Consider the following 13,031-nt stretch of genomic DNA (forward strand, 5'->3'; position numbering starts at 1 on the left):
CCTCCACTTCTCTCTTCTCCCCTTCTCCCCTCCGCTATTCCCCTTCGCTATCCCCCTTCGCTATCCCCCTTCGCTATCCCCCTTCGCTATCCCCCTTCTCTATTGCATCGAACTGGCCTAGACCGCGCCGGGGCTCGAGCGAGCCCGCTGGAGCGCTCCATGTTCTTCCTCGACAGCTCGAACCCGGCCGAGATCAAGGAGCTCTTCTCCTGGGGCGTGCTCGCCGGCGTGACAACGAACCCGCTCATCCTCGCGCGCGACGCGGGCTGCGTCGATCTCGAGCGGCGCATCCGCGAGGTGCTCGCGGCGTCGGCGGGGCCCGTGTCGGTCGAGCTGACGAGCGAGGACGAGGCGGCGATGCTCGACGAGGCCCGCGGCTATCACGCGTGGGCGCCCGAGCGGATCTGCGTCAAGGTGCCGTTCAGCGACGTCGGCCTCAAGGTGACGCACGCCCTCGCGAAGCGCGGCGTGCGCACCAACGTCACGTGCGTGATGAGCTTCAACCAGGCGTACCTCGCGGCGCTCGCCGGCGGCGCGTACGTCTCGATCTTCAGCGGGCGCATCCGCGACATGGGCTACGCCGCGACCCCGGTCATCGAGCGCACGCGCGCGAGGATCGAGCGCGAGCGGCTGGGCGCCGAGATCATCGTCGGCTCGATCCGCCACCTCATGGACGTGAACGAGGCGCTCGACGCCGGCGCGCACATCGTGACCGTGCCTCCCGCCATCTTGCGGAAGATGCTCCACAACCCGAAGACCGAGGAGACGATCCGCGAATTCAACGCCGCCTGGGAGAAGCGTGCTAAGTAGCCGCGCGTGAACGCCGAGCCCGGCCACGCGCGAGGAGACGGGGAAGACGGAGAAGGCCGCGAAGGCCGCGAAGGCCGCGAAGGCCGCGAAGACCGCGGGCCCCGCCCTCTCGGCAACGGGGACGCCCCGGGCCGGCGCTCGCCGCCCCGCGCCGCGCCGGAGGCCTTCGCCGGGCGCAAGTACGCGGTCGAAGAGGTGAACCGGGCCCTCGTCGCAGTCGCCGGCCGGCCGCGGACGGTGCTCGACGTCGGCTGCGGGATCGGGCTCAACGGCGCCGCCGTCAAGCGCACGGGCGCGCGCGTGACCGGGATCGAGATCGCGCCCGGCTCGCTCGCGCGCGCCGGCGCGGCGCTCGACGAGGTCCTCGCCGCCGACATCACGAGCGACGCCGCCGTGCGCGAGGCGCTCGGCGACCGGCGCTTCGACCTGCTCCTGTTCGCCGACGTCCTCGAGCACACCGCCGACCCGCTCGCCGTGCTCTGCCGCTTCCTGCCCCACCTCGACGAGGACGGCCACGTCATCATCTCGCTCCCCAACGTCGCGGCCTGGCCGGTGCGCCTCGGCCTGCTCGCCGGCCGGTTCGACTACGAGCCGAGCGGCATCCTGGACGACACACACCTCCGCTTCTTCACCCGCGCGTCGGCGGTCCGGCTCATCGAGCGCGCCGGGCTCGAGGTGCTCCGCGTCGAGCAGAACCCGATGCTCGTCCGGGCCGCCAAGGGGCTCATCCTCCGCGGCCTCGGCGCAGGAGACGACCCCGGCGATCTCGCCAGCTCGCTCCCCTACAAGGCGTATCACGCGCTCGTCCGCCCGCTGGAGGACGTTGTCGCCGACCGCGCGCCCGGCCTCCTCGCGTTCCAGCACGTGATCGTCGCCAGGAAGCCGCCGCGCCCGCGCCGGATGCGGCTCACCGTCGGCATGCTGACCATGGACGAAGAGGAGAGCGTCGGCGCCATGATCGGCGAGATCAGGAAGGCGGCGCCCGACGCGGAGATCCTCTGCGTCGACAGCTCCACGCGGGACAGGACCGCCGAGATCGCGGCCGGCCTCGGGGCGCGCGTGCTCCGGCAGGTGCCGCCCCGCGGCCACGGGCCGGCCATGGAGCTCCTCATGTACAGCGCCGCCGCCCGGAGCGATCTGCTCATCTACCTCGATTGTGACTTCACCTATCCGGCCGAGAACATCCCCGTGATCAGGCGCCTCATCGAGGAGGAGGGCGCCGACGTGGTGAACTGCGCGCGCACCCGCACGAGGCCGGCGGCCATGCCGGTCCCGAACTACATCGCCAACCGCGCCTTTGCCGCCATGACACACGCGATGCATGGCATCCCGACATCTGACGTCCACAGCGGAATGCGCGCCTACCGCTGCTCGGTGATTCGCGCGTTCGATTTCGACGGTGAGGGCGACGCGTTGCCCATCGACACGCTGCTCTTCCCCGCGAAGTGCGGCTATCGCGTGGTGGAGATGCCCATCGAGTACAACGAGCGCGTCGGCACCTCGAAGCTGCGCAAGCTGGCTGGCACGGTGTGGACGATGATTCGCCTGCTGCGCGCGCTCCCCGTCGGCGCCCGGCTCGGCGACCGCTACGAGCGCCGCTAGGCGTCACGCCGCGCGGCAACGCGGACGAAGCCGGACGAAGCGCGCCGGGCTCATCGGCGTGTGACGTGAATGTGGCTGTAGCGACGCGGCGCGGCGTCACCTCGACCGCGTGGTCATCGCAGTGCCGCCGCCTATACTCCGCACCTTGCAACACCAGAGGAGGCGAGAGATGCGGTTTCTGAAGGGTTTTTGCGTATTAGGTGTGTCCGCGCTGGCGGGAGCGGGGTGCGGGGGCGACGACGCCGGCAAGACGAGCTCGAGCTCGAGCTCGGCGGGAGGGACCGGCGGCGGGGCTCCAGGCGACTGCTCGCCGACGAACCCGGTCTGCACGGCTGTCGCTTCCGAGTGCATTGCCGTCCACGACAATCAGGGCGCGACGAAGTTCGGTCTGCGGATGGCGCAGCTGACGATCACGAAGCCCGACGTGCTCGCGGTCGGCTATATCGCCCGCCTCGTCGCCGAGGGCCTGACGATGAACCTGCCCGTGTGCAACTTGAATGGCACCGGGACCTTTTCCTGGCTGCTCGAGTTCGACACGGCGACCGGCAAGCTGCGCACCGGCGGCGCGATGCCCACGAGCGACCCGCTCGCGGGCTACTGCTTCGCCAACATGTCTGCAGGCGAGTTCGAGATCGCGCCGAAGGAGATCGACGCCCCCCTGACCGACGGCGCATGGAGCGGCGCGTCCGACATCCTGAACGTCCCGATCTTCCTGGACACGGGCTCGGGAGACGTGGCCGCCGAGCCGATCGTCCTGCCCATGCACCAGGTGCAGCTCACCGACACGAGGGTGTCGGCGGACAACAACTGCATCGGACGGTACAACCGGGAGGGGCTCAGCCCGATCGAGGCCTGCCTCCCCGGCCCGGACGGCGATCCCCCTGCGTTCATCAACGGCGGCAAGCTCGCCGCGTTCATCACGCTGGAGGAGGTCGACCGGGTGATCATCCCCGGGATCGAGCAGAGCCTCTGTGTCGTGCTCTCGGGCGATATTGGAGAGTACGGCACCGGTGAGACGCCCAATACGTGCAAGCGCGACGCGAGCGGCGAGATCGTGCTGAAGGGCGACTGGTGCAGCGCGACGAACTCGGCCGCGACGGACGAGTGCGCCGACGCTTATGCGCTCGGCGGCGAGTATGCCGCGAGCGCTGTCAAGATTACCGGTCTCTGTCCCCAGTAGCGCTTGCGGGCGGCTCTCAGGGGAGCGTACGATCTGTCGTGGCGTCCTGGAGCCCGCGCCCAGCGGGCGCGGCGCTGCGGGTCGTGCTCCCCCGGAGGGTTCCTTATGCCCCGCGTCATCACGCATTTCTCCGCCATCCTTGTTCTCCTCGTCATCGCCGGATGTGCCGCTTCGGGCGGCGGGTGCGCCGGCTGTGGAATGACTCCCCTCCCCGCCGGCTTCAAGCCCGCGGACCGCATCGAGAACGCCGGCGCGGCGCGGCTCACGCAGTCGGGCGTCGAGTTCCTCGAGCAGAACCTGGGTGTCCTCGGGCGCGCGCTCCTCGGGGGTGGGGACGGTGGAATCATCACCTTCCCGATCCCCCGGTCCTCCGGGTCCGCGCTGGTCGACTACACGGTCTGTCCTGGTGGAGCCGACCCGAACGCGAGCCCGCCGAGGTGCGCAGCGGAGATCGACGTGGGGAGCGCGGCGCTTCACCTCGAACCGCGGACCCCGCACAACCTGCGAATCCGGGGGTCTCTGCCGGTGCGCCTGCAGAACCTCCCGATCCTGATCGACTTCCTCGTCACGGACAGCACGGTCATCGCCACCCTCAACGGCAACGACGCGTGCCCGCCCGCCGACCAGACCTTCACGAACATCGACCTCGACGTCGATCTCTCGGTCGAGATCGACGTGAATCCGCAGCACTCGCGGCAGGGCTACTCCCGCGTCAAGATCGTCCGGCTCGGCATCGCCCAGGATCAGCTCGAGTCGAGGCTGCAGCTCGACTGCGGCGACTCCGTCGCCGGCGACATCCTCGATTTCTTGAGCCCAATCGTCCTCCCCCTCCTGACCGGCTCGCTCGCTGACACGCTGAAGGCCCAGCTCGACCAGCAGCTCTGTCTGAAGGCGGAGCCGACGCAGGACCCGGCCTGCCCCGACGGCACGAACGACATCGGCGGCGTCTGCCGCTACGGCACGCACGCGAACGACGAGTGCGCCTCGATCCTGCTCGGCGTCGAGGGCCACATCGATCTCGGCCGGCTGTTCGCGAGCATCTCCCCGGGCACGCAGGGCGGGTTCGACCTCCTGCTCGCCGGCGGCGGCACGGGCGAGCGGGACGACGGCTCCGATCTCGCGTGGGGCGATCTCAACCCGGTCGGCAACGGGCTCACCCTCGGCCTCTACGGCGGCGCCGAGCCGGTGCCGACATCGAAATGTGTGCCGCTGTCGAACATGGCGCTCCCGGCGGGCATCCCGATTCCCGATGAGCTCGTCGCCAACACCGTCTCCGACTGGCCAGCGGACCTTCCCGGCCCCCACGTCGGTCTCGCGATCTCCGAGCGCTTCGCGAATTATGCCATGAACGGTCTCTACAACAGCGGCCTGCTCTGTCTCGGGATCTCCACGGAGACGGTGCCTCTCCTCAACTCTGGCACGCTGGGGCTGCTGGCCCCCTCCGCAAAGGATCTCGCGCTGCAGCGCGAGTCGCAGCAGGTCGCGGTCGTCATCCGTCCGCAGGTGCCCCCTCGGCTCACCTTTGGCAATGGCACGAACGGAAGCGACGACCCGCTGATCCGCATCCAGCTGGACCGGGCGAGCTTCGATTTCTACGTCTGGTCGCTCGACAGGTTCATCCGGTTCATGACGGCGACGTTCGACGTGGATGTGCCCATGAACCTCTCGGTCACCCCCGAGGGGCTCACGCCGGTGATCGAGGCGCTCAGGGTCGAGAACGGCAAGGTGACGAACAACGGACTTCTGCGGGAGAACCCCGACAACATCGCGGAGGCGCTGGGCGGCCTCCTCGGCGGCCAGCTCGGGCAGCTGATCGGCGGCGGCATCCCGGCGATCGATCTCGACGGGTCGCTCTCCGCGCTCGGGCTCTCGCTGGTGATCCCGGAGTCGGCCGAGGGCGCGGGCTCCCCCGGCCTGCGGAAGCTCACGAAGGGGCAGGACAACTACCTCGGCATCTTCGCGGCGTTCGGAACGACGGCGCAGCAGCGCGCGACGATGAGCGACACGCAGGCCGAGCTGAGCCGCAAGGAGGTGCGCGCCGAGGGGCTCCGCCTGCCCACGATGACCCGCGATAACGGGCCGACGGCGCGGCTCGTCATGAGCTCGCCGCTCGACGACGGCACGCGGGCCGTCGAGTACTCGTACCGCATCGACAGCGGCGTGTGGCGCCCGTTCACGCGCGAGCGCATCGTCGAGCTGCGCGACGACTGGCTGCGGCTCCCGGGGCGTCACGTGATCTCGGTGCGATCGCGGATCGCGGGCGCTCCCCTGTCGCTGGATCCGACGCCGGCGACCGTCGAGATGGTGGTCGACGTCGATCCGCCGGTCATCTCCGTCGGCGCGGCGGTGGACGGCCGGGCGCCGCTCGAGGTGCGCGATCGGGTCTCGGACGCCGCGCGCGCGAAGGTGCGCGTGCGGCTCGACGACGGCGCGTGGTCCCCGTGGTCGACGGCGGCGGAGACGACGTCGGTGGACGTCGGCGACGCGGTCGACATCGAGGTCGAGGCCGTGGACGAGGAGGGGAACCTCGGCACGGCGCGGCAGGCGATCCTCCGCGGCCGGGTCCCCGTCGACCCGTCGGCGGGCTGCGGCTGCGTCATGGCTGGCGGCGCCGGCGAGACGCCGTCGGGCGTCCGCTGGCTCGGCCTCGCCGTCGCGGCGGCGGCCTTGCGGCTCGCGCGGCGCGGCGACCGGGGCTCGTCGCCCCGGCGCCGCGCCCTTCACGCCGCGCGCGGCGCGCGCGGCGTGAAGGGCGCGCTGGCCGGGGTCGCCGTCATGGCGCTCCTCGGCTCGCACGCCGGATGCTCGTGCAGCGAGGAGCCGGAGCAGGTGGAGCCGGGGTGCGTCGCGCCCGACTGCATGACGCTGGAGCACGGGCTCATCGGCGCGTACACCTCGGTCGCGGTCGCCGCCGACAAGCGCACGGTCTGGGTCGCCGGCTACGCGGAGGCCGACTGGCGCAACGCGTTCGCGTGGGGCGACCTCGTGGTCGGCACGTGGGACGGCGAGGCGGTCGCGTGGGAGGCGATCGACGGGGTGCCCGCGGAGCCCCCGGTCGACCCGGCCCGGTTCGACGTGAGCGGGTTCCGCGGGGGCCAGACCGACCCCGGCGACGACGTCGGCCTCTGGACGTCGATCGCGGTGGGGCCGGACGGCAATCCGGCGGTGGCCTACTACGACCGCACGAACCGCGCGCTCAAGTTCGCGCAGCGGCAGGGCGGCACGTGGGCGGTGAGCTTCGTGCAGCAGGCGCCGAGCAGCGACATCGGCCGTTACGCGAAGCTGCTCTTCGTGAAGGGGTCGCCCGTCATCGCCTACCTCGCGATGGAGCCGGGCGAGGGCGGCGCGGTCACGTCGAGCGTCCGGATCGCGACCGGCGAGAGCGCCACGCCCGGGGAGGGCGCGTGGCGGTTCGAGGACGCGGCGAAGGACGAGGCGACGCCGTGCCGCGCCTCCCTCTGCGGCGCCGGGGCGAAGTGCATCCGGAGCACGGGGCGCTGCGCGACGGCGCTCGCGGCCGGCGACTGCGAGCCGGGGTGCGCCTCCGGGCAGGCGTGCATCGACGACGGCGGCTCGCCGGCGTGCGCCGCGACCTCCGACGGCAACCGGATCGAGACGTACCCCGAGGCGATCGGCGACTACATCGCGATGGCGCCCGACGATGCGGGCGGGTTCGGCCTGGCGTTCTACGATCGCATCCACGGCGACGTGGTGATCGCGTCGAGGTCGATGGGCGCGTGGGAGACCCGCATCGTGGACGGCGCGGCGCCGGACGGGACGGACACGGGCGACGTGGGCATGGGGACGTCGCTGTTCATCGATCGCGCCGGCGACTGGCACCTCGCCTACGCGGACGGCCGCTCGGAGGGGCTGCGGTACGCGCGGGTGAAGGGAGGCACGGAGGTCGAGCCCTCCGAGGTGGCGGACGACGGGCTCGGGATCGAGGGTGTCCCCTTCGAGGACGGGCAGCACCTCATCGGCGACGACGCGAACGTGTTCGTGACGGCGGCCGGGGAGGTGCGCATCAGCTACCAGGACGCCACGAGCGGGACCCTGCGGCTCGCGATCGGGACGAAGAGCGGCGACGGCCACAGCTGGCTCATCCAGGAGATCGCGCAGGAGGGGTTCGCGGGCGCCTTCTCGCGCATCGTGGAGGTGGACGGGCGGCTGCTCATCGCGAACTGGTGGCGCGCCGGCGGACAGACCACGAAGGGAGACGTGGCGCTCGTCACCCCCTGAAGCGCGCGCCGGAGCGCGAGCGCCTGGGCCGTGAGACGGCGGGATCACCGCGTGCGGCGTCGCCTTGGAGCGCTCGGCCGACCGATCGCCGTCGAGCAGGCGATCCGCCGACTGGGTATGCTCCTGGGTCGGCGCGGCCAGGGCGCGGGTGCGTCTTCTGCGAGGATCCGCAGGCAGAGCGAAGCGTCACAGGAAAGGCTTGGGATGATGAGAGCGACGGAACGAACGAGCAGCAACGCGGTGAGCAACGCATCCCCTGCGCCGTCCGGTGGAGCGCAGGGTCAGGCCGGTGCGCCCGCGCGGCGCGCCGCGCGGCGGCGGATCGGCGTCCCGTTCTCGCTGTGGCTGTTCCCCGCCGCGTCGGCCGTCGCGGCGCTGCACCTCGCCGGGTGCTGGCCGCTGTCCTACGTCGAGGATTGCAAGGAAGACTCGAGGTACTGCCCCTCCGAGCCGACGGGCGGCGGCAACGGCCCTGGCCCCACGTGCGAGCCGGACCCGACCCAGGATGCGAGCACCGTGGTGGACCGGTGCGCGGTGTTCGCGAGCGCGGGCGCGGCGTCCGAAGGAGATGGGACGAAGGCCAGGCCGTACGCGTCGCTTTCGGAGGCGCTCGCGAACGCGAACGGCAAGCGGGTGCTGGCGTGCTCGAGCGGCGTATTCGCGGAGAGCGTCACGGTCAGGGCGGCCGTCGAGGTGATCGGCGGCTTCGACTGCGGCGCGGGCTGGGCGTGGAGCCCGGCGGCACGGAGCGCCATCGACGGGCCCGCGAACAAGGTGGCGCTCACGCTGACGGAGGAAGCGGGCGGGGCACGGGTGCGGAGCTTCACGATCAGCGCGGCCAACGCGACGGCTCCGGGCGGGTCGTCGATCGGCGTGGCGGTCGCGGACATCGACGCGCAGCTCGAGCAGGTCGACGTGATCGCGGGGAACGGGGTGAACGGCGCGAGCGGCGAGACGCCGGAGGTCGTGCAGGATGGCGCGGACGCGCTGGAGGACGTCTCGAGCGCGTGCCTCGTGGCGGTCTACAGCGGCCAGCCCGGCGTGACGACCTGCGCGGATGGCGAGACGAGCGGCGGCGTCGGCGGCCTGGGTGGACAGCCCGCTGTGGATGAAGGGCGCGGGCAGACCGGTAGCGACGGCACGCCTGGTGCGGCCTCCCCGCCCGCATCCGGCATCGGCGGCATCGGACACGGGCAGACCGGAGAGACGGGAGAGACGGTGGAGTGCAGGGACGGCGCGAGCGGCGCGAGGGGCGCCTCTGGCGGCGCTGGCACAGCTGGCAACGGCACAACGCTGACGCTGGCCAGCATCACCGGAGGAGACGGCGGCACAGGCGTCGGCGGGACGCGCGGTCAAGGCGGAGGAGGAGGCGGCGGCGCGAAAGCAGGACGTTTCTGCATGTCCAGCGGGGGTGGCTACATCGACGGCGCGGGCGCCAGCGGCGGCGGCGGCGGGGCCGGCGGCTGCGGTGGGACGGGAGGCGGCGGTGGCAAGGCCGGTGGGTCGAGCATCGGGATCCTCAGCCTGGGGACCAAGCTGGCGCTGACCGATGTGACCATCGCCGTCGGCAAGGCGGGCCATGGAGGCGAGGGCGGAGGTGGAAGCCCCGGCGGCGAGGGCGGCATGGGGGGCAAGGGGGGGAGTCGCGTCTCCGGCGCTGGCTCGCTCGCGGGTTGCATGGGTGGCAAGGGCGGTGCGGGCGGCGATGGCGGCCCTGGCGGCGGCGGCCGAGGCGGCCACGCGGTGGGCATCGCCTACAAGGTCACGCCGAGCCCCGCGGCCGCCGAGGTGCCGTTCACTGGAGGCACGGCTGGCAACGGCGGTTCCGCCGGTCTCGGTGGCTCCCCCGGAAGCGGCGGCGCGGCCGGGGTGAGCGGCGCTTGCTGGGATTTCGCCACGAACCAGAGCTGCCCGCGGCCGTGATCGGCGCCGCCGCGCCGTCAGGCGCTCAGCGACACCGCGCGGATCTCCGCCGTCGCCGGGCCGCTCACACGCGCGCGCTCCGCGGCCACGAGATCGAGGAGCTCTTGCCGGGTCGCCTGCCCGCTGTCGAGCAGCGCGCGCATCGCGCCGTCCACGCAGCCCTTCACCCGCGCCAGGCGGGGAGCGCTCTCCCCGCCCTCCCGCGCGGTCAGCATGTCGTGCAGCATCCGCCTGAGCCCCGCCATCGCTTCGGTCTTCGAGCGCATCGCCATCACCTCGCCCGATCGGCCTAGCGGAGGCGGCGCGATCCGGCCAAGTTTCAGGCGCGCGGCAGCTTGCCCAGCGCGAGGTCCGCAGCGTCGCGCTCGATCCCCGCGAGCGCGACCCCCGGGCCCTTCCGTGGGACGAGCACCACGCGGCAGCGGCCGCGCGTCGCCGTCTCCAGGTGCGACAGCCCGAAGTCGAGCGCCGCGCCGAAGGCGAAGACGAGCGCGCCCATGCCGAGCAGCTCCGGGGAGCCCGCGCGCGCGCCGTCGACGAGCAGCGACACGCCCAGGTACGTCCCCAGCCCCAGCGCGACGAGCCCCGCGTAGAGGGCGAGCCGCGGGTAGCGCACCTCGCGCGTCGCCCGGAGGAGCGCCTCGACCGGGATGTACGTCTCCCGCTCCTTCAGCGTCCGGCCGAACAGCTCGGTCCGGCTCCGGACGGTCACGCCCTTCGGGCCGACCTCCAGCGCGGCGGGCCGGCGGTACCGCAGAAGGAAGCGCCCGGCGAGCCGGAGGACGTGCATCACGAGCAGGATCCCCGTCGCCGCCAGCAGCACGAGCGCCACCGGCCCGCGCGGCGGCGGTGACAGCTCGCCCGCGAGCCGCGCCGTCGCCCCGCCGTCGCGCTCCGGCGCCCACCTCTCGTCCCCGGTCGCCCCGGCGCTCTCCTGCGCGGCCCCGCTGGCGCTCGGCGCGCGGCTCGGCCGCCTGGCGGGCGACAGCGCGTCGCGCAGCAGCGAGCGCACGATCGGATCGCGCACGTCGTCCACCAGCGCCGCGGCTTCGGCGCGCGCATCGGGCGAGGGGCTCCCCCGCAGCGCCGCCGCGGCGATGATCGCGCCCGCCCGGCCGAGCTGCGGCAGCGCGCCCTGGTCGGCGCGCCGGACCAGCGCGGCGATCGACCGCCAGAGGCCCGCGGCGCGCTCGCCCAGCGCGGCGTCCAGCGCGGTCAGCGCGTCGACGGAGGTGTACGTCGCCAGCCAGACGAGCGCCTCGGCGACGCGGCCCTCCGCCTCCGGCCCGTCGGGCGGCGAGAGCGCGACCCCGCGCGCGAGCAGCGTGGCCAGGAGCACACGGGTCGCGCTCCCCGCGCCCTCGCTCGTGCCGCGCTCGAGCGCCCGGACCACGTTGCCGAACCGGGTCTCCGCGTCGGCGACCGACAGGCCCGCCCGGTCGACGAGCTCCGCGAGGCCGCCCTCCAGGGTCGTCCGTCGCTCGTCCGCGGCGGCAAAGGCCGCGGTGTGGACGACCCGCGCGAGGTCGTCGCCGCGGGGGTGTCCGGCAAGCTCATCGAGCACGGCGTACGGAGAGTGTTCGGGCGTCATCGGCGCGGGCTGGTCGGATTAACTGAACGCCGCCGCTTTGGCTAGTGTTCCGCGCGGCCCGGGCCGCGCTCCGCCCCGGCACGGCCCCCGTGACCCCGGCGCGGCCGCTCTCGCCCCGCGCGCTACGGCTTCCGCGCGCCGCCCTGCTCCAGGAGCGCCTTCTCCACGAAGCCCATGATCAGCTTCAGCTGCCGGTTCGTGACGTGGAGCTTCGACCAGATGACCTTCCCGTCGGTGTTGAAGGCGATCTCATCCACCACATCGATCCTCGTGATCCCCAGGTCGATGGTCCGGATCGCGTTCAAGGTCTTCGTGAGCTCCTGCGCGTGAACCAGCGCATCTTCAGCGGATTCATCGCCCGCCGTGAGGGCGAGGTCCGCGCCCCCGTCCTTGGTCGGCGTGACGGTGAGGCGCATCCAAGCGAGGCTGCGCGGGACCGCCTGGACCCCGCGGAACGCGTTCGCGGGCGTGAGCATCGAGACGACGATGCCCGCCGTCGAAGATTTGTTGAATCCTTTCATGGACTTCAACTTGGACAGCTGATCTTCTTCAGCAGCGGGAAGGACCACGAGCAATCGCCGGTCCGGGACCATCGCGAAGATGCGCTTGCTGCGGTCGGCGGTGGCCCGCGCGGCGGGGACGGGGGCGTCTTCGATCCACGAGCCGTTCGACCGCTGCACGATGACGTCGACGGCCGCGCGCATGGTCTCCTCGGGCGCCCGGTAGTCCATGACGGCGACGACCTTGCTGGAGTCGCGGAGCTGCGGCCCGGCGATGAGGAGGTGGTCGATGTCCCGGATCGGGTCGACGGCGGTGTCGCTGAAGAAGGACTGCCACTGGGGGATGGTCGTCAGGATCCGGCCGAACCACGCGCCGAGCTCGTGGTTGCGGAGCCGGTCGCCGGCGATGAGCACCTGGACGTTCGGGTCCTTCGACGCGAGCTTGCCCGGCGCGCCCGCGGCGCTCAGCGGGGTCCGCAGGTTCGGGGGGTCGCCGTCGTTCTCCGTGCCCCCGTCGCCAGACGCGTCCGGGCCTGCGTCGCCTGGCGGCTTCCGGCGCGGCCGCTCGGGCGCGCCCGCGTCCGGCGCCTCCGGCGAGGCGCTCGCCGACGCGGCGGGCGGCGTCGCGGGCGCAGCGGCGCCCGCCCCGGAAGGCGCCCCCTCGCCGCCGCTCGCGGAGGGCGCCGCCGCGACCGCGCTGGGGTCGTCGGCGAGGAGATCGAGATCGATCGGCACGATCGTCTCGCCAGCGTCGTAGTCGGCCAGCTCGCCCCGGAGCGCGAACATCGCGTCGAGCCACGCGAACAGCGGGGTCGGGAGCAGGGGCAGGTGCAGGAGCGCCGCGACGACGGCCGCGGTGACGAGCGCCCGCCTGGACGCGGCGCGAACGAGCGGGACGACCGCGGTGCCACGGCCCACGCGCTGGGCCTCCGTCGTGTTGTTCAAGCCACGCCCCGGGGTCCGTTCCGCCACGGCGGTACCCTAGCAGCAGCCGTCCGAACGGCATCCATGCCCCGGAGCGCGGCCGCGCCGCGCGTCGCGGCGTCGTGGCACGTCGTTCGCTCAAGCGATGGTCATGCGATGTCGCCTGCCCCGGCGTCCGCCGTCGTCAGCTCGAGGGGCGCGCGCTCCGCAGAGAAGTGGATCGACACGTGAGTGACCAGGTACTAAGACCGCCGAGCCGACC

At 72.7% G+C, this 13,031-nt stretch carries 8 protein-coding genes; 5 read left to right on the top strand and 3 right to left on the bottom strand.

The annotated features are described in order from the left end of the window. Nucleotides 1-159: 159 nt before the first annotated feature. The 5 genes from WMF22_RS20050 to WMF22_RS20070 all read left to right on the top strand — a co-directional run bounded on the left by WMF22_RS20050 (nucleotide 160) and on the right by WMF22_RS20070 (nucleotide 9,754). Nucleotides 160-810 carry a transaldolase family protein gene (locus WMF22_RS20050; RefSeq protein ID WP_437300652.1) on the top strand — a complete coding sequence of 217 codons (651 nt, stop codon included), beginning with the start codon at nucleotides 160-162 and terminating at the stop codon, nucleotides 808-810. Between the two features lie 6 nt (nucleotides 811-816). After that, nucleotides 817-2,412 carry a methyltransferase domain-containing protein gene (locus WMF22_RS20055; protein WP_438036735.1) on the top strand — a complete coding sequence of 532 codons (1,596 nt, stop codon included), beginning with the start codon at nucleotides 817-819 and terminating at the stop codon, nucleotides 2,410-2,412. A gap of 202 nt (nucleotides 2,413-2,614) precedes the next feature. After that, nucleotides 2,615-3,592: a hypothetical protein gene (locus WMF22_RS20060; protein ID WP_438036736.1), complete on the top strand. Its 978-nt coding sequence runs from the start codon at nucleotides 2,615-2,617 to the stop codon at nucleotides 3,590-3,592. A 198-nt stretch (nucleotides 3,593-3,790) separates the two neighbouring features. Then, a complete protein-coding gene (locus WMF22_RS20065; RefSeq protein WP_438036737.1) occupies nucleotides 3,791-7,831 on the top strand; it encodes a hypothetical protein in 4,041 nt (1,346 codons plus the stop codon). A gap of 207 nt (nucleotides 7,832-8,038) precedes the next feature. Next, nucleotides 8,039-9,754: a hypothetical protein gene (locus WMF22_RS20070; RefSeq protein WP_438037273.1), complete on the top strand. Its 1,716-nt coding sequence runs from the start codon at nucleotides 8,039-8,041 to the stop codon at nucleotides 9,752-9,754. Between the two features lie 17 nt (nucleotides 9,755-9,771). Here WMF22_RS20070 and WMF22_RS20075 read toward each other — a convergent pair whose 3' ends face one another. From WMF22_RS20075 to WMF22_RS20085, 3 genes are all read right to left on the bottom strand, one after another. Beyond that, nucleotides 9,772-10,020 carry a hypothetical protein gene (locus tag WMF22_RS20075; protein WP_231864921.1) on the bottom strand — a complete coding sequence of 83 codons (249 nt, stop codon included), beginning with the start codon at nucleotides 10,018-10,020 and terminating at the stop codon, nucleotides 9,772-9,774. Nucleotides 10,021-10,073: 53 nt separating this feature from the next. Beyond that, entirely contained in the window at nucleotides 10,074-11,345 is a 1,272-nt protein-coding gene (locus WMF22_RS20080; protein ID WP_438036738.1) for a hypothetical protein, read from the bottom strand. 122 nt (nucleotides 11,346-11,467) lie between these two features. After that, nucleotides 11,468-12,817, bottom strand: coding sequence for a hypothetical protein (locus WMF22_RS20085; protein ID WP_437300659.1), 1,350 nt, complete (start codon nucleotides 12,815-12,817; stop codon nucleotides 11,468-11,470). Nucleotides 12,818-13,031: the final 214 nt, after the last annotated feature.

Source organism: Sorangium sp. So ce204 (assembly GCF_051526795.1).
Lineage (GTDB): Bacteria > Myxococcota_A > Polyangia > Polyangiales > Polyangiaceae > Sorangium > Sorangium cellulosum_B.